A 20,763-nucleotide genomic window follows, 5' to 3' on the forward strand; every position below is an offset into this window, starting at 1 on the left:
ACGCTGCCCCCCGCGGCGGCCGTCTTCGTCGCTCCGGCGATCCTCTTCGTCTGGAGCATGGCCGGCTGGGCCGGGCACCCCTCGCAGATGTCGAGGCTCGCCGCGATGGCGCCCGACGCGACCGTCGTCGCGCTCTCGCTCAATGCATCCGCGCTCTATATCGGCATCGCCGCCGGCTCGGCATTGGGCCAGCAGACCCTGCGCCACGGCGCCTCATGGCAACTCGGTTTCGTCGGCGCGATGTGCGAGATCGGTGCACTTACCCTGCTTTGGATCTCCATCCGGCGACGCCGGACCGCGCGTCGCGAACTGGAAATCGGCAGGGTCCCTGTGGCGACGTCTGTGCGTTGAAGAGAGGTAAGCGCGCTTTTCCCTTCCTTCCGCGGCAACCTCCCTCTATAGCGAGCGCCTAGCATTCATTCAGGCGCTCGCTGACTCCCCTTTCCTCGCGGACGGGGATCCTTCCGGCGCGCGCCCGCACAAGCACTGGCCGGACCCATGCCCAAGCGCACAGACATCAAGACGATCCTCATCATCGGCGCCGGCCCGATCATCATCGGCCAGGCCTGCGAGTTCGACTATTCCGGAACCCAGGCCTGCAAGACACTGAAGGCCGAGGGCTACCGCATCGTCCTGGTCAATTCGAATCCGGCCACGATCATGACGGATCCGGACCTCGCGGATGCCACCTATGTCGAGCCGATCACGCCCGAGATCGTCGCCAAGATCATCGAGAAGGAGCGCAACGTCCTGCCCGGCGGTTTTGCGCTGCTGCCGACCATGGGCGGCCAGACGGCACTGAACTGCGCGCTTTCGCTCAAGAAGATGGGCGTACTCGAGAAATTCGATATCGAGATGATCGGCGCCACCGCCGAAGCCATCGACAAGGCCGAGGACCGCGAGCTGTTCCGCGAGGCGATGACCAAGATCGGTCTCGATACGCCGCGCTCGCACCATGTCAGGACGCTCGGCCAAGCCCTCGAGGCGCTTGACGACATCGGTCTGCCGGCAATCATCCGCCCCTCCTTCACCATGGGTGGAACAGGCGGCGGCATCGCCTACAACAAGGGCGAATTCATCGAGATCTGCGAGCGCGGCATGGACGCTTCGCCGACCAGCGAAGTGCTGATCGAAGAGAGCGTGCTCGGCTGGAAGGAGTACGAGATGGAGGTCGTCCGCGACAAGGCGGACAACTGCATCATCGTCTGCTCGATCGAGAACATCGATCCGATGGGCGTCCATACCGGTGATTCGATCACCATCGCCCCGGCGCTCACGCTGACCGACAAGGAATATCAGATCATGCGCGACGCCTCGCTGGCGGTGCTGCGCGAGATCGGCGTCGAGACCGGTGGCTCGAACGTGCAGTTCGCGGTCGATCCTGCCACCGGCCGGATGATCGTCATCGAGATGAACCCGCGCGTCTCGCGCTCCTCGGCGCTGGCCTCCAAGGCGACCGGCTTCCCGATCGCCAAGGTCGCCGCGCGCCTTGCCGTCGGTTACACGCTCGACGAAATCGAGAACGACATTACCGGCGGCGCGACGCCGGCCTCGTTCGAGCCGACGATCGACTATGTCGTCACCAAGATCCCGCGTTTCGCCTTCGAGAAATTCCCCGGCGCCGAGCCGACCCTGACGACCGCAATGAAGTCGGTCGGCGAAGCGATGGCGATCGGCCGCACCTTCCAGGAATCGCTGCAGAAGGCGCTGCGCTCGCTGGAGACCGGACTCGACGGCCTCGATGAGATCGAAATCGAAGGTCTGKGCCAGGGCGACGACAAGAACGCGATCAAGGCCGCCCTCTCCTCGCCGACGCCAGACCGTCTGCTGCAGGTGGCCCAAGCGATGCGCTTCGGCTTCACCGACGAGCAGATCCACGAAAGCTGCAAGATCGATCCTTGGTTCCTCGAGCAGATGCGTGGGCTGGTCGAGACCGAGGACAAGGTGCGCAAGTACKGCCTGCCGACGACGCCCGGCGCCTTCCGCCAGATCAAGGCGATGGGCTTCTCGGACAAGCGCCTCGCTGCGCTCGCGAACCTGACCGAGGCCGAGGTGACCCAGCGCCGACATGCGCTCGAAGTGCGGCCGGTCTTCAAGCGGATCGACACCTGCGCCGCTGAGTTCGCCTCACCGACCGCCTATATGTACTCGACCTATGCCATGCCCTTCGCCGGCATGCCGGCTGACGAGGCCAACCCGTCCGACCGCAAGAAGGTGGTCATCCTCGGCGGCGGCCCGAACCGCATCGGCCAGGGCATCGAGTTCGACTATTGCTGCTGCCACGCCTGCTACGCGCTGCGCGATGCCGGCTATGAGACCATCATGGTCAACTGCAACCCGGAGACGGTTTCGACCGACTACGACACCTCCGACCGACTCTATTTCGAACCGTTGACCGCCGAGGACGTGCTCGAGATCCTCGAGACCGAGAAGCGCAGCGGCACGCTGCATGGCGTCATCGTCCAGTTCGGCGGCCAGACCCCGTTGAAACTGGCGAATGCGCTCGAAGAGGCCGGCATCCCGATCCTGGGCACCTCGCCCGACATGATCGACCTCGCCGAGGACCGCGACCGCTTCAAGCGCCTGCTCGACAAGCTGCATCTGAAGCAGCCCAAGAACGGCATCGCCTATTCAGTCGAACAGGCGCGCATGATCGCGGCCGAGCTCGGCCTGCCCTTCGTCGTGCGTCCGTCCTATGTGCTCGGCGGTCGTGCCATGGCGATCATCCGCGACGAGCCGCAGTTCGAGGACTATCTGCTCGGCACGCTTCCGAGCCTGATCCCGTCCGAGGTGAAGGCGAAATACCCGAACGACAAGACCGGCCAGATCAACACGGTGCTCGGCAAGAACCCACTGCTGTTCGACCGCTACCTCTCGGACGCGATCGAGGTCGATGTCGACTGCCTCAGCGACGGCAAGGACGCCTTCATCGCCGGCATCATGGAGCATATCGAGGAGGCCGGTATCCACTCGGGCGATTCGGCCTGCTCGCTGCCGCCCCGTTCACTCTCGCTGGCGACCATCGCTGAGCTCGAGCGCCAGACCAAGGCCATGGCGCTGGCGCTCGATGTCGGTGGGCTGATGAACGTGCAATACGCCATCAAGGACGGCGTCATCTATGTCCTCGAGGTCAACCCGCGCGCCTCGCGCACGGTGCCCTTCGTCGCCAAGGTCATCGGCGAACCGATCGCCAAGATCGCAGCGCGCATCATGGCCGGCGAGAGCCTCGCGAGCTTCGGGCTGAAGCCCGCTGCTCTGACCCATGTCGGCGTCAAGGAAGCGGTCTTCCCCTTCGCGCGCTTCCCCGGCGTCGACGTGCTGCTCGGTCCGGAGATGCGCTCGACCGGCGAGGTCATCGGCCTCGACCGCTCCTTCGACATCGCCTTCGCCAAGAGCCAGCTCGGTGCAGGCTCCAAGGTACCGATCAAGGGGACTGTGTTCGTCTCGGTGCGCGACGCGGACAAGCCGCGCATCGTGCCCTCCATGCGCATCCTGTCCGATCTCGGCTTCCGCATCCTTGCCACCGGTGGAACGCTGCGCCTGTTGCAGGAGGAAGGCATTCCAGCCGCCAAGATCAACAAGGTTCTGGAAGGCCGGCCGCACGTCGTCGACGCAATCAAGAACGGCGAGATCCAGCTCGTCTTCAACACGACGGACGGCCCACAGGCACTCGCGGATTCACGCTCGTTGCGCCGCACCGCCCTCTTGCACAAGGTGCCCTATTATACCACCTTGGCCGGAGCGATCGCGGCTGCCGAGGGCATCAAGGCCTATTGCAGCGGCGATCTCGAAGTACGATCGCTGCAATCCTACTTCGTCCGCGCCGCCTGAACGGCCGCGCGGCCGAAGCAGTTCTGAAAACGATCGGAAGCTGAACGCAGGCCGCGGGGGACGCGGCCGGCGGGTTCTGGCTTTCGGAATTGGGACGAGAAGATGGATAAGGTTCCTATGACGGTGGGCGGATTTGCCGCCCTCGAGGTCGAGCTGAAGCAACGCCAGCAGGTCGAACGTCAACGCATCATCGCTGCGATCTCGGAAGCGCGCGCACTTGGCGATCTCTCCGAGAATGCCGAGTATCATGCGGCCAAGGAGGCACAGTCCCTCAATGAGGGTCGGATCCTGGAGCTGGAATCGCTGATTGGGCGGGCGGACATCATCGATGTCACCAAGCTCGGCGGCGACACGATCAAATTCGGCGCGACCGTCCATCTGATCGACGACGACACCGAGGAAGCCAAGATCTATCAGATCGTCGGCGAGCCGGAATCCGACGTCCGCTCCGGCAAGGTCTCGATCGGCTCGCCGATCGCGCGCGCCCTGATCGGCAAGAAGGTCGGCGATTCCGTGCAGGTCAACACCCCCGGCGGCGGCAAGTCCTACGAAGTCGTGAGCGTCAGCTTCCGCTGAGGCCTCCGGGGGCATAGAATTGATGCCCCCGGACGATTATCTCGTCGGTGATGCATTGGCATCGGGAGATACAGTCATGACCACCCGTCGCGCGTTTCTCATGTCATCATTGGCGGMCACGGCGCTCGCGTCGTCGCCGCTTGGAGCCGCATCGGCGCTTGCCCAGGCGCAAGGTCCGATCGGCGGCATCCATGTCGATGTCTCCCGCCTCGTCGAGCAAGGCTGGGGGGCCAATGCCGGCACGATCAAAGCCGGCATGGAACGGGAACTTCGGACCGCCTTTGCCGGCGCCATCCAGCGCGGAGGGCCGGTTCTCGTCGTCAAGGTCCGCGGCATTTACCTGACGAGTTACGCTGGCAATGGCGGCGGCCGTTGGGGCGGTGGCGGCGGCCAGAACAACGACAATCTCGACAGTGAGGCGGTCCTGGTCGGCGCAGGCAATCGCGTGCTTGCGTCCTATCCGGTGCTCTCGACGATTTCCGCCAGCTATTCGGGTCCCTGGTATCTGCAGGATATCGATCAGCGCCGCATCGTCAGCCTGATCCAGAACAACGTCGCTTGGATCAAACGTTACGTGGCCGGCTGATCTCGTTCACACGGCCGGGATTGTCGTTGCCGCGTATGGCGCCGCACTCGGTGGCGGCGTAGTTCATTGCTTCAGTTGCGCCCCTGCGGAATGCAGTACGATGTCCCTGTCCGACAGGAGAGAGCCATGCTGAATCGTCGCGCCGTATTGGCCGCCGCACTCGGCGGCACTGCCTCTGCCTTGTTCGCTGTCTCGGTCCAGGCGGCCGCAGGCGGCGTGCGCGTCGATGTTTCCCACCTTGTTCAACAGGGCTGGGGTCCCAACGCCGCCCTTGTGAAGGCAGAGCTGGAACGCGAACTTGCCGGCAGCGGCCGCGCGGGCTCGACGCTTGTCGTCTCGGTGCTTCGCATCAACATGCCGAGCTATTCGGGCGGCGACGCGGAGGAAACCGGCGGCACTGTGGACGGAATGGAATCCGAAGCCCGGCTGATCGCTGCCGATGGACGGGTTATCGCAAGCTACCCGATCGTTTCGTCTTCATCAGCCTCATCCGGAGGCGCCTGGTTCGAGCCCGGCTTCGACAAGCGCCGGCTCGCGGCCCTGGTCCGGACCAACGCCGCCTGGATCAGACGCTATGTCGGCGAATGAGCCGCGGGCCGCCTGATCTCGAAGGCGGTCTTGCTGCGCGAGAACCCGCAGGCCTCGTAGAAACCGAGCACCGCTTCGTCCTTTCGCCCCGTCTGCAGCATGACCTTGTAGCATCCTGCCGAACAGGCCTGCTCGACAGCGGCGCCGATGACCCGCTTTCCAAGCCCCTGGCCCCGAAACCGCGCGTCCGCGACGACATTCTCGATCAGCGCAAAGGGGCTGAGGTTCCGGGTGAGATTCGGCACGACCACGATCACGCAACTTGCGATGGCGGCTCCGCCCAATTCGGCGATGTGAACCGTGATCAGGTCGCTGCCCAGGATCCGGTGCCAGGTCTCGGCGGCCATTTCGGCATTCGGGCGCGGGTCATCGCGATTCAATTGCGCATAGAGCGCCAGGATGGACGGCAGATGCTCGATGCCCGCCTTGCGGATCGCGATCTGCATCCGCCCCCCGCTAGATCACGCTGCGCTTGGACGAAATCGTCCAAGCGCAGCGTGATCGATTCTCATAGATTAGAGCATGCTTGATGCGAAAAGCCGTTGCCACTTTTTCGCAGCATGCTCTAGCCGAACGGTACGATCGGCTCGTCCTTGACGCGGTCAAGCGCCAGGGCCGTGCGCACATTGCGGACATTCGGCAGCGCAGTCAGCTCTCCGACGAAGTCCTGAAACGCCTTCAGGTCAGGCGCCACGCATTTCAGGATGAAATCGATGTCGCCCGAGAGCGTCCAGCATTCGCGCACGGCACCCCACTTGCGGATGCGCTCCTGGAATATCGCGAGATCGGCCTCGGCCTGGCTGGCGAGATGCACGAAGGCAAAGCAGACGACCTCGATCCCGAGCTTGCGCTCATCGAGTTGCGCCCGATAGCCGGTGATCAGCCCCGCTTCCTCGAGAGCCCGGACACGCCGGAGGCAGGGCGGCGGCGAGATGCCGACCCGGCTCGCCAACTCGACATTGGTCATGCGCCCGTCGGCCTGTAATTCGCGCAGGATACGCAGATCGATTTCGTCGAGTTTGGAACGCACACAGATCCCCAGAGCAAAGTCGCGCTGGTGTAGACGCAGCTCCCACGCGATACAAGGCATCCCAACCACTGCCGCGGAGCCTGCTCTTGCCAGTTGAACCGATCCCGACGATCTGGGTCCTCACCGACGGCAAGGCTGGCGACGAGATACAGTGCCTTGGCGTCGCCGAACGGCTCGGCATCACCCCAGAGATCCGGCACATCGCCCCCGGTCGCCCCTGGAGCTGGCTGATGCCGCGCGGGCCGATCGATCCGCGCGAGGCCTCCCACAGACCTCAAAGCCCGATCCGCCCGCCCTTCCCCGACATCGTCGTCGCTTCTGGCCGCCGCGCCGCCGCCTATTTGCGTGCTATCAAGAAGGCCTCGAAGGGCAGGACCTTCACCGTCTTTCTCAAGGATCCGAGAATCGGAACGGGCGCAGCCGACCTGATCTGGGTCTCCGAGCATGATCGCCTGCGTGGCCCAAACGTGCTCGTCACCGTGACATCGCCGCACCGGCTCTCCCCCGGCCAGCTCGCTCAGGCCAGGCAGAGCCCGCCGCCGGCCATCGCCGCCCTGCCCCGACCGCGCGCTGCGGTCATGGTCGGCGGCGACAGCCGGCATCATAGCTTCCAGCCCCATGACATCGTCCGTTTCGCGAACGCACTCAATGCGCTCGCGGGCTCGGGCGTGGCGCTAATGGGCTCGCGCTCGCGACGTACGCCGGATGCGCTCGACAAGGCCATTGCCGAGGTCTTCGCGCGCCATGGCGGCTGGTGGTGGGATGGCACGGGCGCCAATCCCTATGTGCCGCTGCTCGCCAATGCCGATACCGTGGTCGTCACCGCCGACTCGACCAATATCGTCGGCGAGGCTGCAGCCACCGGCGCCCCCCTCCTCGTCTTCGAGCCGCATGGCGGCCACAGCAAATTCGCTCGCTTCCTCGAGGCGCTGAAGCGGCAAGGCGTTGTGCATCATTTCGAGGGACGGCTTGATGGCACCCGCTATGACCCCATAGACTCCACCGGCGTCATCGCGGAAGCGGTGCGACAGGGCTGGTTGCGGCACCGCGCCGAACTCGGCCTCGCCTGAGCGTGAGCGGGCCTGGGCTTGCGTCCGCCGCACGAGACCGTATCTGACGGAACGAGGACGCAGCGCCACGCTGCGCGAAAAGGACCGAAACCATGGCTCATACCCATGCCCGCGTAATGATCATCGGCTCGGGCCCCGCCGGCTATACCGCCGCGATCTATGCGGCCCGCGCGCTGCTTGAACCGGTGATGATCTCGGGCTTCCAGCCTGGCGGCCAGCTGATGATCACCACCGATGTCGAGAACTATCCGGGTTTTGCCGACGTGGTTCAGGGGCCGTGGCTGATGGAGCAGATGCGCGCCCAGGCCGAGCACATGGGCACCAAGATGGTTTCCGACCATATCTCGAAGGTCGATCTGTCACAGCGCCCGTTCCGGCTCTGGGGTGATGGCGGCGCCACCTATAGCTGCGATGCCMTGATCGTGGCCACCGGCGCCCAGGCGAAGTGGCTGGGTATCCCCTCGGAGCAGACCTTCCAGGGCTTTGGCGTCTCGGCCTGCGCCACCTGCGACGGCTTTTTCTTCCGCGGCAAGGAAGTGGTCGTCGTCGGCGGCGGCAATACCGCGGTCGAGGAAGCGCTCTATCTCGCCAACCTTGCTGCGAAGGTCACGCTGGTGCACCGGCGCGATTCGCTGCGGGCCGAGAAGGTGTTGCAGGATCGCCTGTTCAAGCATCCCAAGGTCGAGGTCGTCTGGGACAGCGAGATCGCCGAGATCTGCGGCGGCACGCAGCCGCCGTCAGTCACACATCTGCAGCTCCGCAACCTTAAGACGGGCGCTGAGAGCGACCTGAAGACCGACGGTGTCTTCATCGCCATCGGCCACAAGCCCTCCACCGAACTCTTCACCGGGCAGCTCGCCATGCGTGAATCGGGGTATCTCGACGTGACGCCCGGCACGACGCAAACCAACATCCCCGGCGTTTTTGCCGCAGGTGACGTCACCGATGAGCATTACCGCCAGGCTGTGACGGCTGCCGGCCTGGGCTGCATGGCCGCGCTCGATGCCGAAAGATGGCTTGCCGCCAACGTCACGGAACAGCGTGAAGCGGCCGAATAGGCCGAAAAAGACAACCCATCACGATTGTTGATGGGTTGTCTCACGAGATTCAGTGTGAAAAGAGGCCCCGTCGGCAAAGCAATCGTTGACGTTCCTGCGTTTTACCCCCCAACATGCACGAAACGCATAACGGGGGAACCGCGGTGGATTGGGACCGCATCAGGATTTTTTATACCGTCGCAGAATCCGGCAGCTTTACCAAGGCTGGCGACGTACTTGGTTTGAGTCAATCCGCCGTTAGTCGGCAGATTGGCGCGCTTGAGCGTGAGCTGCGTGCACCGCTGTTTCACCGCCATACGCGCGGGCTCATTCTCACCGAGCAGGGCGAATTGCTCTGGCGCGCGGCACGCGAGATGACGCAGCGCCTGGAGCGGACGCGCGCCCAGCTTTCGGAGACGCGCGAGCATCCATCGGGCGAGCTGAAGGTCACCGCGACACGCGGTCTCGGCGGCCATTGGCTAACCCCAAGGCTGGCGGAGTTCCTCGATCTCTACCCGGACATCAAGGTTGACCTCATCCTCACCGATGAGGAACTCGACCTCTCGATGCGCGAGGCCGATATCGCGATTCGCCTGCGCCAGCCGCAGCAGCCGGACCTGATTCAGCGCAAGCTCTTCACCGTGCATTTCCACGTCTATGGCTCACCGGCCTATATCAAGCGCTTCGGTGAGCCGAAGAGCTACGAGGATCTCGACAATCACCGGCTCCTGTCCTTCGGCAGCACCTCGCCGTCCTATCTGACCGCCGTGCACTGGCTCGGAACCCTGGGCCGCGAACAGCGCAACCCACGCCCGATCCATCTCACCGTKAACAACATCACGGCGATGAAGCGGGCAGTCGACAGCGGCGCGGGCATCGCGGTGCTGCCGGACTATCTGATCGAGACCGGCTCACCCCTCGTCCAGCTCATGCGCGAGACTGAGATGCCGCAACTCGAAAGCTATCTGGTCTACCCGGAAGAGATGAAGTCGGTGGCCAGGGTGCAGGCATTCCGCGACTTCCTGATCCAGAAGGCCCAGCGCTGGACCTACTAAACGGCCGGATGCCCCGGCTATGCGCGCAGCGCGGGTATCCCGCGCTGCGGCGGACGCATGCTTTCAGCCATTTAGGCTAAAATTTGTCGCACATGATGATAGGTCATGCAGTTTCCGCATAGCGGCCCCAAGCTATGCTGCATTGCAAAACGGCACGTGCTGCCCGATATAGCAATCACGGTTGTTCGGAACGGGCTCCGCATTCTCCTCCCGGCGTTGAGTTCGTTCCAGCCGTTCCCCTCTGAGATGTTTGGCGGTAACGCCGGATGTTTCAAACTTCAAAGGCCAGCTCCCTCGGGACGCTGGCCTTTTTTTCATGCGTGGTTATGCAGCCCGGCGCGCGAGCAGGCCCGCAAGTTCGGCGAGTTGGTCGATGAAGGCCTGCAGGAAGGCGCGGGTCGATTCATCGGGGACATCGCCGGCCTCGTCGACCAGATTGGGCTTCAGGCCGATATAGGCCTCGCCGCCCATAACCAGCGCACCAAGATTGCCAAGAATCACCCGCAGATGCTGCTGCGCTATCGCGGCACCGATCGCTCCCGGGCTTGTGCCGGCGATGGCGACAACCTTGCCCCGCCAGGAACTCTTGCCATAGGGCCGCGCCGCCCAGTCGATCGCATTCTTCAGCAGCGCGGGAATCGAACGGTTATGCTCAGGTGTAACGACGAGAACGGCGTCGGCAGCCGCGATCTCGTTCTTGAGGCGCGTCGCGCTTGCCGGCCAGTTCGCCTCGAGATCCTGATTGTAGAGTGGCAGATCGTCGATCGTGATGACGCTCGCCTCGAAGGCGCCGGAGCCGAGTCGCGACAGCGCGACGGCGAGCTTGCCGTTGATGGAATCCTTGCGTGCRCTGCCAATGATGACGGCGAGCTTCAACTTTGCCATGGGAGATTTCCTTGGTTACAAAAAGAGACCAAGGCTCAATAAATGCCTATGTCAAAGCCACGCAAGGAGGCACAATTTTGTCACCAGAGAACCTGCATGTGCCTCACGAGTGCCGCGCCGTTGGCGAGATGCTGTCCCGCGTCGGCGACAAGTGGACGATGCTGGTCGTAGACCTGCTCGGCGGAGGGCCGAAGCGCTTCACCGAGATCAAGCGCGCGCTCGGCAGCATCTCGCAGCGCATGCTGACGCTGACGCTGCGCAATCTGGAGCGCGACGGCCTCGTCACGCGCACACAGTTCCAGACGATTCCGCCACGCGTCGATTATGAGTTGACCGAACTCGGGCACTCACTGCGCTATCCCGTCAAGGCGCTCAGCGATTGGGTCGTCGCGAACCGGCGCGACATCACGGCCGCGCGGAGCCGCTTCGACGAAGCGCAGGAGCCGAAGCGCAAGCTTCTCAAACTCGCCTGAGAGAAAAACTCAGCGCCGCCGCGCTTCCAGCGGCAGCGAATCGAACAGGCTCGGCACATCGCTGGTGCGCGCCTTCTCGATCGTCAGCATGCGCAGCTTGGTCTCCACCCCGCCATCGGCTGAGAAGCCGCCGGTCTTGCCGTTGGCCGCCAGGACGCGGTGACAGGGCACGATGATGGGAAAGGGATTCTCTCCCAACGCGACGCCAACAGCGCGCGCTGCGCCCGGCTCTCCGATCCGCGCCGCGACTTCGCCATAGGTCAAAGTTTCGCCTGGCGGGATGCTCAGGGCAACGGCATAGACCTTTCGGTTGAAGGCCGAGAGACCGTCCATCTCGATAGGCAGGTGAGCAAGGTCCCGCTTCTCTCCCCGCAGCAATGCCATGATCGCGCCAATCGCATCCTGCACGAACGGCGGAGCAGCGCTTTCGACAGCCTCCGGATAGCGCCGAGCCAACCGCTGGCGGGCTCGCGCCTCATCCTGCTCCGGCAGTTGCGCACCGATCAGGCGTTCGGCATTCCAGACCAGCGCGCAGGCGCCGATTGCCGTATCGAACAGGCAGAAACCCTGGCTCATCACGCCTCCCGACGGAAGCGGCGGCCTCAGACGTAGAGCCGCTCGCCTTCAAGCCCTTTGTACATCGCTGCGACCTGCTCGCCATAGCCGTTGAAGAGCAGTGTCGGTCGACGCTCGCGCGAACCGAGAACCTGCTCGCTGGCCTGGCTCCAGCGTGGATGCGGCACCTCCGGGTTCACATTGGCCCAGAAGCCGTATTCCGACGATTGCAGAGCCTCCCAGAAGGTCTTGGGCCGCTCGGCGACGAAGCTGATCCGCGCAATCGACTTCACCGATTTGAAGCCGTACTTCCACGGCGTGATCAGGCGAACCGGCGCACCATGCTGATTCGGCAGTGGCTTGCCGTAGATCCCCGTCACCATCAGCGTCAGGTCGTTATTCGCCTCCGCCATGGTCAGCCCCTCGGTATAGGGCCAGGGATACCAGCGTTGCGTCTGCCCGGAGGCGACGCGCGGGTTAAGGAAGGTTTCGAACTTGACGTATTTGGCACTCGAGAGCGGTTTCGCCAGCGCCACCAGGGCCTTCAGCGGAAAGCCGGTCCAGGGCACGGCCATTGCCCAGCTCTCGACGCAGCGGAAGCGATAGAGCCGCTCCTCAAGCGGCATCTTGCGGACGAGATCGTCGAACCCGATCTCGAATGGCTTCTCGACCATGCCGTCGATCGCGATGTTCCAGGGCCGCGTCGGCAGCTTCTTCGCCGCACTGACGACATCCTTGGACATGCCGAATTCGTAGAAATTATTGTAGTTCGCCGCCAGCTCCTCGTCGGTCACCGGCCGGTCGAGCGTGTAGCTCGCATTGCGCTTGGCAGGATAGAGATCGAGCGTCGGATCCGCGCCTTGCGCGGCTGCGATCTGGGGCAATGTACTCCCGGCGATCAGCCCCGCGCTCCCGCCGAGAAAGGCCCGGCGGTTCATGGCGATATGTTCGGGAGTGGCCTGGCTTTCGGGCAATTCCCAGCCAGGGCGGCGTTTKATCAGCATCGACGGACATGCTCCGTTTCAGAGAGCGAAGCTTAGTCCACAGATGAGCTTCAAGTGCAATTCACGAGGGGGAGAGGCATCGGGCCCCTCACCGCATGGCTCCATGCATCCCGGCCCAAGCGAAGCGCAGGACCGGGATGACGTCGGAGTGTTTGGAGTGGACGCGTCAGCCGCGCGCTTCCAGCGCCTTGACGATCGCATCGCCCATCTCGGCGGTCGAGACGGCATTGGCGCCCGGCGCGGCGATGTCCTTGGTGCGGGTGCCGGCGCCAAGCACATCGGCGATCGCGCCTTCGAGCCGGTCGGCCGCCTCGATGGCGCCGAAGGAGTAGCGCAGCGCCATCGCAAAGGAGCCGATCATCGCGATCGGATTCGCCAGGCCCTTGCCGGCAATGTCGGGAGCCGAGCCGTGGACGGGCTCGTAAAGCGCCTTGCGCTTGCCGGTGGCCGGATCTTCAGCACCAAGCGAAGCGGAGGGCAGCATGCCGAGCGAGCCGGTCAGCATCGCCGCGACGTCGGAGAGAATATCGCCGAACAGGTTGTCGCAGACGATGACGTCGTACTGCTTCGGCCAGCGCACGAGCTGCATGGCGCAATTGTCGGCGAGCACATGCTCGAGTTCGACATCCCGGTAGTCCTTGGCGTGCAGGGCCGTGACCGTCTGCTTCCAGAGCACGCCGGTCTTCATGACGTTGTGCTTCTCGGCCGAGGAGACCTTGTTGCGGCGGGTGCGTGCCAGCTCGAAGGCGACGCGCGCGATGCGTTCGATTTCGGGCGTGGTGTAGAGCTGGGTATCGACGCCGCGCTTGGAACCGTCCTCCAGCGTGACGATCTCCTTGGGCTCGCCGAAATAGACGCCGCCGGTGAGCTCACGCACGATCAGGATGTCGAGCCCCTCGACCACCTCGGGCTTGAGCGAGGAGGCGGAAGCCAGCGCCGGATAGCAGATCGCAGGCCGCAGATTCGCAAACAGGCCAAGATCCTTGCGCAAGCGCAGCAGGCCGGCTTCGGGGCGATGCTGATAGGGCACATCCGCCCATTTCGGGCCGCCCACAGCGCCGAACAACACCGCATCGGCATCCTGGGCGAGCTTCATGTCGCCTTCCGAGATCGCCGCCTTGTGCGCGTCATAGGCAGCGCCGCCGACAAGTCCGCGCTCGATGGCGAAGGAGGCGAGGCCCTGCCTCTCGAACCAGCCGACGATCTTCTCGACCTGGCCGGTCACTTCGGGGCCGATGCCGTCGCCCGGCAGGAGGAGGAGCTTGTGGGTCGCCATGGTCGCCTCACGCGTTTGTCGGATATTGCTGGGGCCAGAGCGGCCTTGCCGGGCTGATTAGGCGGGGAACGGGAGTGACGCAAGCGCAGCCGCGGGGCAGCGCGCCTGCGCGGCAAGCAGAAGCTGTACGATCGGCACCAGCATCGAACCGCTTCACTCCGGCCGGAGTGAAGCGGAGAGCTGGAAGCCGTCGCAGAGCGCGACGATGGTTTCCGGATCGGAGCCGCTAGCGCAGTGCCTTTGGCATCAGCCAGTATCCCGACGGCAACGGGTGCTCCGTCCTCAGGCCTTCTTCTCCATGTTCCAGAAGAACTGGACGGGCGAGAGCACCATGCCGGTCAGGCTCTTGCGATAGGCCATTGGCTGCTGCACCAGCCCCGCCGGCGCATAGGGCACCGTCTCGAAGGCGCGCTTCTCGATCGAGGCGGCCAGCTCCTTCTGCTTGGCCACATCAGGCGTTGCAATCCACTGATCGCGCAGACCTTCCAGCGTGGCATCCTCCGGCCAGCCGAACCAGGCGGCAGGGCCATTGCTGCGCAACAGCGGATGCAGCGCGGGATTGAGCACGTCGGCGCCCGACCAGAGCGTGTGGAACACCGACCAGCCGCCCTGGTCCGGCAATCCGCGGTTGGAGCGCCTGCCGATGAAGCTGGCCCAATCGGTCGCGACCAGATCGACAGTCATGCCGAGCTTCTTCAGCAGTTCCTGTGTCACCAGGCACTGGTTATAGGCGATCGGCTGGTCGGCGGGTGCCAGCAGCAGCACCTTCTCGTTCTTGTAGCCGGCCTCCTGCAGCATTTGAAACGCATCAGCAGGATCAGCCCGAGCGGCACGTTCTCGATCGCGATCTCGGGATTGCTCTTGAGCAGGGGCAGGAGATCGACCGGCGGCTGTTCGTACCAGTCGACCTCGCCCTGCATCAGCGCGCCGACTGCGGCTGAAACCTCGGTCAGCGGCAACCATTCGATACGGTCGATCTTGGCGACCTTGCCGCCAGCGGCCCAGGACGGAGCCTCCTCTCGTGGCCTGTACTTGGCGAAGCGCTCATAGATCGCGTTCTGGCCCGGCACCCATTGCTTGTCCATGAAGCGCCAGGGTCCGGAACCGATCGCCTCCGTGATGTTCTTGGTTGGCTCCATCATGGCCACGCGCTCGGGCATGATGAAGGGCACGTTCGAGGAGAGCTTGCCGAGCGCGTCCGGCAGCATCGGGAAGGGCTTCTTCAGGCGGATGGCGAAGGTGCGCTGGTCGACGACATCGTAACCCTCGACGAATGTCGCGAAAGTCTGCCCGAAGGCATCGCGCGCCGACCAGCGCTTGATCGAGGCGATGCAGTCCTGCGCCCTGACCGGCTGCTCGTCATGGAACATCAGTCCGTCGCGCAGATGGAAGGTCCAGCGCAGCCCGTCCGGCGCAGTCTCCCAGCTCTCGACCATTTGCGGCTGGATGCGGAACTGCGCGTCCGTCGCAAACAGGGTATCATATATCAGATAGCCGTGATTGCGGATGACATAGCTCGTGGCGACGATCGGATCGAGCGAGGGCAACGGCGTCGACGGAATGAAGCGCAGCGTATTGGCGCGCGACTGCGCGCGCGACGGAAATCCAACGAGGCTGGAAGCGGTTAAAGCGGAACTTCCGGCCAGAATCTGACGGCGATTGAGTCGCATGCGGCATCCCCTTGCTCTTGAGCTTTCGCGCCTGGCGCGCCTGCTTTCTGTTAAGCAAGAGATATACCAGCATGATCATGCGGCCAGACGCAATGCCCCTTGCGATGGCCCGGCGGCATCAACTGGACTCGCCCCGGCCCGCTCGCTATTCCCTTGACCGTCTCAACGGGGTGCCCGGCGATTTCGGGCTGAGAGGGAAGCGCAGGGCTTTCAACCCGTCGAACCTGATCCGGATCGTGCCGGCGGAGGGATTGAGCATTGGCGTCTCGCAACCGGAGACCGCCTTCCCTCTCGACCGTCATGGCCTGCCGTCGAATGCATGCGGGGTGACGCCATGAGCTTTCTGAACAACCGGTTGACCCGGATCGCCGCCGCGCTCTCGGCGCTCCTGCTCGCGACGCCGTCCATGGCCCAGGAGAAACCGGCACTGACGGTCTACACTTATTCCTCCTTCACCGGGAAATACGGTCCCGGCGCGAAAGTGAAGGCGGCCTTCGAGGCGCAATGCAGTTGCACGCTGAACTGGGTCGCAAGCGATGATGCCGGCTCCCTCGTCGCGCGCCTGAAGCTGGAGGGTGAAGCGACCAAGGCCGATGCCGTGCTCGGCCTCGACATGAACCTTGCTGCAGAAGCCAAGGCGACGGGACTGTTCCAGCCCCATGGCCAGGATCGTGCCGCGCTCACTTTGCCCATCGCCTGGACTGACGATACCTTCCTGCCTTTCGATTGGGGGCATCTCGCCTTCGTCTATGATTCAACCAAACTTGCCGCGCCGCCCACCAGCCTGAAGCAGCTTGTCGACGATCCGAATGGGCCAAAGCTCGTACTGCAGGACCCGCGCACCAGCGCGCCCGGGCTTGGCTTCCTGCTCTGGATGCGATCCGTCTACGGCGATGGCGCCGACGCCGCCTGGACCAGGCTCAAGCCGCGCATCGTCACCTTCACCAAGGGCTGGTCGGAGGCCTACGGACTCTTCCTCAAGGGCGAGGCCGACATGGTGCTCTCCTACGCGACATCGCCGGCCTATCACATCGGCGCCGAGAAGAAGACGCAGTACAAGGCCGCCCCCTTCAGCGAAGGCCACTATCTGCATGTCGAACTCGCCGGCATGACGCGCACGACGCGGCAGCCGGAACTCGCCAAACGCTTCCTCACCTTCACGCTTTCGGACGCCTTCCAATCGCTGATCCCGGAAGGCAACTGGATGATGCCGGCGAAACAAGCGACAGGTGGACTGCCGGCTTCATTCGCCGATGTCATCAAGCCGGAACGGACCTTGCTGTTCACGCCGGACGAGGTGCGCACGCAGCGCCGAACCTTCATCGACGCCTGGCTCGCCGCAACGAGCCGCTGAGGCCTTGTTCCGCCCGGCCACGCTCACCGCGCTTGCCATCCTTGCGCTCGCCGGCGCCTCGCTCGCCGGGCTGGCGCGAGCCGGCGGCGACGTCGCGGCCCTGTCGCCGCTCGGCCCCTATCTCGCTCGCCTCGTCGCAGGAGCGACCGTCCAGGCGGGCCTGTCGATGCTGCTCTCGCTCCTGCTGGGCACGGCACTGGCGCTTGCCTTGCTGCGCCGCCGCTTTCCAGGCCGCAACCTCCTGCTCGCCGTGCTGACCGCCGCAGCCGTCGCGCCGACGATCGTGATCGTCTTCGGCGTCATCGCGATCTATGGCCGTTCCGGGCTGCTCGGCGACCTGGCGCGCGCCGTCGGCGCCGAACCACCGGCGATCTACGGGCTCCATGGTATCCTGATCGCGCATGTGCTGATGAATACGCCGCTGGTGACGCGCACGCTGCTTCAGGCCTTCGGCCGCGAACCTGGAGAGCGGAGGCGCTTGGCCTCGGCGCTCGGCTTCTCCGCCGCCTATTGTTTCCGGCATCTCGACTGGCCCGTGATCCGAAGAGAGGCCCCGGCGCTTGCCACCTTCGTCTTTCTGCTCTGCTTCACGAGCTTTGCCGTCGTGCTCTCGCTCGGTGGCGGCCCTGCCAATGCGACGCTGGAAGTCGCGATCTACGAAGCGGTCCGTTTCGAGGCCGATTTCGCCCGCGCTGCCGCTCTCGCCGGACTCCAGCTTGTGCTCTGCCTCGGACTTGCAACTGCGCTCGCCGCACTCGTGCCGGCGGCCCGCGACGAGGCAAGTGCCGAGCGCCATGCAATGCGCCCCGATATCCTCGCCCCTTGCCTGCGGCGGCTGGACTGCCTTGTTCTCATTCTGGCGACGGCGTGGATCGCACCGCCTCTCCTCAGCATCGCAAGCGGCCTCGCAGCCGTACCGATGCTCGCGACCGCCGAATTCGCATCGGCTGCCGCGACGAGCGCGGCGATCGCGCTTGGCGCTGGCCTCCTCGCCTGCCTGTTTGCCGTACTGCTCGCCAGCGCCGCGCGCGGACGCCGGCCGCGCCCGGGACTTCCCGACCTTGCCGCCTTCACCATGCTTGGCCTGCCGCCCTTCGCCTTCGTGGCAGGACTGTACGTCCTGACCCGCAACCTCGCCGATCCCGCAATGCTCGGTCTGCTGCTTGTGCCGCTCGTCAACGCCCTGATGGCACTGCCCTATGCCTATCGGCTGCTGGCACCGCCACTCGCGACCAGCGCCGAGCGCCATGGAAGACTGGCAGAGAGCCTCGGCATTGCCGGCTGGACCCGGCTGCGTCTCGTCGAATGGCCAGCCCTGCGCGCACCGCTGGCGGCCGCCTTCGCCTTTGCCACGGCGCTCTCGCTCGGTGATTTCGGCGTCATTGCTCTGTTCGGTGGCGGCGAGCTCACCACCTTGCCCTATCTGCTGGCGAACCGCCTCGGCGCCTATCGCATGGATGAAGCGGTCAGGCGGCGGCAAGACCACGCTGCTCCATGCCATCGCCGGCTTCGAACAGCCTGCGGCCGGAACCCTCCGCTTTGCCGGCGCAGATCTGCTGCCGCTCGCACCAGCCAGACGACCGGTCTCGATCCTGTTCCAGGATCACAATCTCTTCCCGCACCTCACGGCAGCTGAAAACGTCGCGCTTGGACTGAAACCGTCCCTGCGGCTCGACGCGTCCGAGCGCGAGCGCGTGGCAGCTGCGCTGACCGCGGTCGATCTTGCCGGCTTCGCAGCCCGCCGACCGGCGGAACTCTCGGGCGGTCAGCGTCAGCGCGTCGCCCTCGCCCGCGCCCTCCTGCGCGGCAAACCGCTGATGTTGCTCGACGAACCGTTCGGCGCACTCGACCCCGGGCTACGCCGCGAGATGATCGAGCGCGTCGATGCGCTGCGCCGCGAACACGGCCTCACCGTGCTGATGACGCTGCACACGCCGGAAGAGGCGGCCGGCCATGCCGACCTCTTTGCCTTCGTTAGGAATGGCCGCGTCGAAGCATCCGGCCCGTGGACGGGCCTGACGGCGTCGGACGGACCAGAGCCTGTCAGGCGCTTCCTGGGCATCTGAAGCGTGCCGTCCCGACTAACCGCGCAGCCGGGCCGTAATTTCGATCTCGATCTTCATCTCGGGCTTCAGTAGCCCGGATAYGACATATATGCCGGCCGCTGGCCGGATCTRCCCGAAGATTTCGCCGCAGACGGTGAGAACCGGTTCGCAATAGCTGCGATCCGTGACGAAATACTGCGCGCGCACGACGTTGGCGAGTGCAGAGCCCGCTTCGGTCAGGACCGCGTCCAGCGTCCGGAAGATGTTGCGCGCCTGTTCCGCCGGATCCTCAGGCATCGTCATGGTGACATAGTCATAGCCCGTCGTGCCCGAGACGAAGACGAGGTCGCCATCGACCACCGCGCGCGAATAGCCGAAGGCGAGCTCGAACGGCGAACCGGTGGATATCAGCCGGCGCTTCGGATCCAGCATCGTCATCCCCGTCCACCCTTGAGCGCGCGCAACACCTTGGCGCCCGGCCGGCCGGTCTGCGGCATGCCGATCTGCGATTCGATTTCCTTGATGGCCGCCCTGGTCAGCGAACCGACGGCACCGTCCGGCTCGCCGACATTGTAACCCCGCGCGCTCAGCAGGCGCTGCAATTCGCGACGCTGCTCGCGCGAGAGCGGCGGATCGTCGGTCGGCCAGTCGGCCTGGATTCCCGGCCGGCCGCGGATGCGGTCCGAGAGCAGCGAGATGGCAAGTGCGTAGGAATCCGCACCGTTATAGCTGTAGGCCGCGTCATAGTTCTTGAAGACCAGGAAAGCCGGACCATTGCGGCCGGCCGGCATCAGCAATCCGGCATTGCCCGAGCCGGACAGTCCCGAGCCGTCATATTTGACGATCCCGCGTGCAGCCCAGGATGAGACCGGCTGCTTCGGATTGCGCCCGGTCGGACCGGAATAGCCGTTGGGGACGCGGACCTCGTAACCCCAGGTCGCGCCAGTCACCCAGCCGGCCTTGGCCATGAAGTTGGCGGTCGAATGCAGTGCGTCGGGAATCGAGTCGACGAGATCGCGCCGTCCATCGCCATCGCCATCGACGGCTAGACGCATATAGGTCGAGGGGATKAACTGGGTGTGGCCGAAGGCACCGGCCCAGGAACCCATCAGGCGGTCGGCCCGGACATCGCCGCGCTGGATGATCTTCAGCGTCGCGATCAGCTCACCCTTGAAGAACGCGTTGCGACGCGGTGCGAGACAGGCGCCGGTCGAGAGCGCCTGGACGAGGGGCATCTTTCCGCGCGCCTTGCCGAAATCGCTCTCGACGCCCCAGACCGCGACGATGGTATGGCGGTCGACGCCAAAACGCTGCTCGGCCGCGGCGAGGGTCGAGGCATGCTGGCGCAGCATGTTGCGCCCCTCCGCCACCTTCTCCTCATCGACCAGCGTGCCGAGATAATCCCAGATCGGAGTCTTGAACTCCGGCTGGTTGTTCATCGCCTCGATCACCTTCATGTCGGGCGTGACGCCCGCCATCGCCCGGTCGAAGGTGGCGCCGGACACGCCCTTCGCTGCAGCCTCCGAACGCAGGCCGGCAAGGCAGGACTGGAAGTCCGCCTGGGCGCCGGACGCGAAGAGGATGAGCGGAAAAGCCAGTTTGAATGCGCGCATGAACCCACCGAAACCCAAGGAATGACGCAAAACTAGGGCCGAATGGTTAAAGGAGATTAACCATGCGCGAACTGCGCGCAAAAGTCGCAAAGGACGGCTATGGCAGGGGCCTGAC

Annotated in this window: 20 protein-coding genes, 1 pseudogene and 1 riboswitch; of the genes and pseudogenes, 11 read left to right on the forward strand and 10 right to left on the reverse strand. The window is 64.7% G+C overall.

Features of this window, described 5'->3' with window-relative positions:
- The 5 genes and pseudogenes from AC1DJT_RS03630 to AC1DJT_RS03650 all read left to right on the forward strand — a co-directional run.
- Nucleotides 1-351, forward strand: a pseudogene (locus AC1DJT_RS03630) (hypothetical protein); the annotation flags it as partial.
- Between the two features lie 147 nt (nucleotides 352-498).
- The gene (gene carB, locus AC1DJT_RS03635) at nucleotides 499-3,831 is read left to right on the forward strand and encodes a carbamoyl-phosphate synthase large subunit (RefSeq protein ID WP_476833543.1); all 3,333 of its coding nucleotides are present in this window, start codon (nucleotides 499-501) and stop codon (nucleotides 3,829-3,831) included.
- A 102-nt stretch (nucleotides 3,832-3,933) separates the two neighbouring features.
- Entirely contained in the window at nucleotides 3,934-4,407 is a 474-nt protein-coding gene (gene greA / locus AC1DJT_RS03640) for a transcription elongation factor GreA (protein ID WP_113513985.1), read from the forward strand.
- A 76-nt stretch (nucleotides 4,408-4,483) separates the two neighbouring features.
- Nucleotides 4,484-4,993, forward strand: coding sequence for a hypothetical protein (locus AC1DJT_RS03645; RefSeq protein ID WP_476833544.1), 510 nt, complete (start codon nucleotides 4,484-4,486; stop codon nucleotides 4,991-4,993).
- 126 nt (nucleotides 4,994-5,119) lie between these two features.
- Entirely contained in the window at nucleotides 5,120-5,581 is a 462-nt protein-coding gene (locus AC1DJT_RS03650) for a hypothetical protein (RefSeq protein WP_441489411.1), read from the forward strand.
- Here AC1DJT_RS03650 and AC1DJT_RS03655 read toward each other — a convergent pair.
- Entirely contained in the window at nucleotides 5,566-6,027 is a 462-nt protein-coding gene (locus tag AC1DJT_RS03655; protein ID WP_441505264.1) for a GNAT family N-acetyltransferase, read from the reverse strand. The two genes, AC1DJT_RS03650 and AC1DJT_RS03655, sit on opposite strands and share 16 nt — an antisense overlap.
- 119 nt (nucleotides 6,028-6,146) lie before the next feature.
- On the reverse strand, nucleotides 6,147-6,611 hold the full coding sequence (locus tag AC1DJT_RS03660; protein ID WP_441489413.1) for an Lrp/AsnC family transcriptional regulator: 465 nt from the start codon (nucleotides 6,609-6,611) through the stop codon (nucleotides 6,147-6,149).
- An 86-nt stretch (nucleotides 6,612-6,697) separates the two neighbouring features.
- On the opposite strand from AC1DJT_RS03660, the gene AC1DJT_RS03665 reads away from it, so the two are divergent.
- The 3 genes from AC1DJT_RS03665 to AC1DJT_RS03675 all read left to right on the forward strand — a co-directional run bounded on the left by AC1DJT_RS03665 (nucleotide 6,698) and on the right by AC1DJT_RS03675 (nucleotide 9,773).
- Nucleotides 6,698-7,681: a mitochondrial fission ELM1 family protein gene (locus tag AC1DJT_RS03665; protein ID WP_476768554.1), complete on the forward strand. Its 984-nt coding sequence runs from the start codon at nucleotides 6,698-6,700 to the stop codon at nucleotides 7,679-7,681.
- A gap of 92 nt (nucleotides 7,682-7,773) precedes the next feature.
- On the forward strand, nucleotides 7,774-8,739 hold the full coding sequence (trxB, locus tag AC1DJT_RS03670) for a thioredoxin-disulfide reductase (RefSeq protein WP_476833545.1): 966 nt from the start codon (nucleotides 7,774-7,776) through the stop codon (nucleotides 8,737-8,739).
- 143 nt (nucleotides 8,740-8,882) lie between these two features.
- Nucleotides 8,883-9,773, forward strand: a complete 891-nt coding sequence (locus AC1DJT_RS03675; protein WP_043233503.1) for a LysR family transcriptional regulator — start codon at nucleotides 8,883-8,885, stop codon at nucleotides 9,771-9,773.
- A gap of 324 nt (nucleotides 9,774-10,097) precedes the next feature.
- Here the strand turns inward: AC1DJT_RS03675 and AC1DJT_RS03680 are convergent, their stop codons facing one another.
- A complete protein-coding gene (locus AC1DJT_RS03680; RefSeq protein WP_441489416.1) occupies nucleotides 10,098-10,658 on the reverse strand; it encodes an NADPH-dependent FMN reductase in 561 nt (186 codons plus the stop codon).
- A gap of 128 nt (nucleotides 10,659-10,786) precedes the next feature.
- Here AC1DJT_RS03680 and AC1DJT_RS03685 point away from each other — a divergent pair, with 128 nt between their 5' ends.
- Entirely contained in the window at nucleotides 10,787-11,131 is a 345-nt protein-coding gene (locus AC1DJT_RS03685) for a winged helix-turn-helix transcriptional regulator (protein ID WP_441489650.1), read from the forward strand.
- Nucleotides 11,132-11,140: 9 nt separating this feature from the next.
- On the opposite strand, the gene AC1DJT_RS03690 is transcribed toward AC1DJT_RS03685, so the two are convergent.
- The 5 genes from AC1DJT_RS03690 to AC1DJT_RS03710 form a co-directional block, all read right to left on the reverse strand.
- Nucleotides 11,141-11,707 (reverse strand): methylated-DNA--[protein]-cysteine S-methyltransferase, encoded by a 567-nt coding sequence (locus AC1DJT_RS03690; RefSeq protein ID WP_441505262.1) that lies wholly within the window; start codon nucleotides 11,705-11,707, stop codon nucleotides 11,141-11,143.
- A 26-nt stretch (nucleotides 11,708-11,733) separates the two neighbouring features.
- Nucleotides 11,734-12,690, reverse strand: coding sequence for a protein-methionine-sulfoxide reductase catalytic subunit MsrP (msrP, locus tag AC1DJT_RS03695; protein WP_441505261.1), 957 nt, complete (start codon nucleotides 12,688-12,690; stop codon nucleotides 11,734-11,736).
- A gap of 166 nt (nucleotides 12,691-12,856) precedes the next feature.
- On the reverse strand, nucleotides 12,857-13,966 hold the full coding sequence (gene leuB, locus AC1DJT_RS03700) for a 3-isopropylmalate dehydrogenase (protein WP_441489419.1): 1,110 nt from the start codon (nucleotides 13,964-13,966) through the stop codon (nucleotides 12,857-12,859).
- Between the two features lie 282 nt (nucleotides 13,967-14,248).
- The gene (locus tag AC1DJT_RS03705; protein WP_476833546.1) at nucleotides 14,249-14,764 is read right to left on the reverse strand and encodes a hypothetical protein; all 516 of its coding nucleotides are present in this window, start codon (nucleotides 14,762-14,764) and stop codon (nucleotides 14,249-14,251) included.
- Nucleotides 14,677-15,636, reverse strand: coding sequence for an ABC transporter substrate-binding protein (locus tag AC1DJT_RS03710; protein WP_476833547.1), 960 nt, complete (start codon nucleotides 15,634-15,636; stop codon nucleotides 14,677-14,679). Before AC1DJT_RS03710 ends, AC1DJT_RS03705 begins: the two co-directional genes overlap by 88 nt.
- 156 nt (nucleotides 15,637-15,792) lie before the next feature.
- A riboswitch (TPP riboswitch) is annotated at nucleotides 15,793-15,904 on the forward strand.
- A gap of 66 nt (nucleotides 15,905-15,970) precedes the next feature.
- On the opposite strand from AC1DJT_RS03710, the gene thiB reads away from it, so the two are divergent.
- Both thiB and AC1DJT_RS03720 read left to right on the forward strand, forming a co-directional pair.
- Complete coding sequence (thiB, locus tag AC1DJT_RS03715) at nucleotides 15,971-16,990, forward strand: thiamine ABC transporter substrate binding subunit (RefSeq protein WP_441489421.1); 1,020 nt, start codon at nucleotides 15,971-15,973, stop codon at nucleotides 16,988-16,990.
- Between the two features lie 1,457 nt (nucleotides 16,991-18,447).
- Complete coding sequence (locus AC1DJT_RS03720; RefSeq protein ID WP_476833548.1) at nucleotides 18,448-19,056, forward strand: thiamine ABC transporter ATP-binding protein; 609 nt, start codon at nucleotides 18,448-18,450, stop codon at nucleotides 19,054-19,056.
- A gap of 15 nt (nucleotides 19,057-19,071) precedes the next feature.
- Here the strand turns inward: AC1DJT_RS03720 and AC1DJT_RS03725 are convergent, their stop codons facing one another.
- A complete protein-coding gene (locus AC1DJT_RS03725; RefSeq protein ID WP_476833549.1) occupies nucleotides 19,072-19,473 on the reverse strand; it encodes a RidA family protein in 402 nt (133 codons plus the stop codon).
- A complete protein-coding gene (locus AC1DJT_RS03730) occupies nucleotides 19,470-20,648 on the reverse strand; it encodes a lytic murein transglycosylase (protein WP_476833550.1) in 1,179 nt (392 codons plus the stop codon). Before AC1DJT_RS03730 ends, AC1DJT_RS03725 begins: the two co-directional genes overlap by 4 nt.
- Nucleotides 20,649-20,763: the final 115 nt, after the last annotated feature.

The organism is Allobosea sp. 05T422_2 (genome assembly GCF_056396265.1).

Coding starts and splice junctions, on each gene's coding strand:
- leuB (WP_441489419.1), bottom strand. CDS start 13,966: ATGGCGACCCACAAGCTCCTCCTCCTGCCGGGCGACGGCATCGGCCCC.
- thiB (WP_441489421.1), top strand. CDS start 15,971: ATGAGCTTTCTGAACAACCGGTTGACCCGGATCGCCGCCGCGCTCTCG.
- AC1DJT_RS03710 (WP_476833547.1), bottom strand. CDS start 15,636: ATGCGACTCAATCGCCGTCAGATTCTGGCCGGAAGTTCCGCTTTAACC.
- AC1DJT_RS03720 (WP_476833548.1), top strand. CDS start 18,448: ATGAAGCGGTCAGGCGGCGGCAAGACCACGCTGCTCCATGCCATCGCC.
- AC1DJT_RS03705 (WP_476833546.1), bottom strand. CDS start 14,764: ATGCTGCAGGAGGCCGGCTACAAGAACGAGAAGGTGCTGCTGCTGGCA.
- AC1DJT_RS03650 (WP_441489411.1), top strand. CDS start 5,120: ATGCTGAATCGTCGCGCCGTATTGGCCGCCGCACTCGGCGGCACTGCC.
- AC1DJT_RS03655 (WP_441505264.1), bottom strand. CDS start 6,027: ATGCAGATCGCGATCCGCAAGGCGGGCATCGAGCATCTGCCGTCCATC.
- greA (WP_113513985.1), top strand. CDS start 3,934: ATGGATAAGGTTCCTATGACGGTGGGCGGATTTGCCGCCCTCGAGGTC.
- AC1DJT_RS03690 (WP_441505262.1), bottom strand. CDS start 11,707: ATGAGCCAGGGTTTCTGCCTGTTCGATACGGCAATCGGCGCCTGCGCG.
- AC1DJT_RS03685 (WP_441489650.1), top strand. CDS start 10,787: ATGCTGTCCCGCGTCGGCGACAAGTGGACGATGCTGGTCGTAGACCTG.